Raw genomic sequence first — 524 nt, 5'->3', positions numbered from 1 at the left:
GTTGGGTTTCGTCGGCCTTTTCCGCGCCTGGTGCGTCATGCCGAAGGCATGCTGGCGCATGACGCCGAGGCACGAAAAATCCCTCGCGAGCCCCTCCGCCGCCGGGATTTCCAAACGGTCTCTAAGGAGACCGGTCGCGTTTGGCGAACTCTTCCGCAGCGATACGGATCGCCTGCTGTGTCGCGGGATAACCGCTGTAGGGGATGAGATTGATCAGCGTTTCGACGATCTCGTCGTGGCTTGCACCGACGTTCAAGGCGGCATTGATGTGCACGCGCAAGGGCGTTTCAGTCGTCGCGGAACCGATGGCTGCCAAAGCCGCGCAGGCCGTGAGTTCACGGGTCTTCAGATCGATTCCGTTGCGCGAGAACACCTCGCCATAGGAATGCTCGACGATCATGCGCCCTAGGTCCGGCGCGATGTCGTCAAAACTGCGGACCACGGCATCGCCTGATGACCCCGAGGTTTTCGCAAGCAGAACCTTCCCCCGCTCCAGTCGATCCGAGCGGCTCTCTGTATCGACG

At 61.5% G+C, this 524-nt stretch carries 1 protein-coding gene; it reads right to left on the bottom strand.

The features are described from left to right. Window positions 1–121: 121 nt before the first annotated feature. On the bottom strand, window positions 122–524 hold a 403-nt coding region (locus AC1DWF_RS38430), incomplete at its 5' end, for a carboxymuconolactone decarboxylase family protein (protein WP_476843642.1).

The sequence above is a fragment of the Aminobacter sp. P4_D5 genome (assembly GCF_056401815.1).
This window is presented reverse-complemented; position numbering and strand designations above follow the sequence as displayed.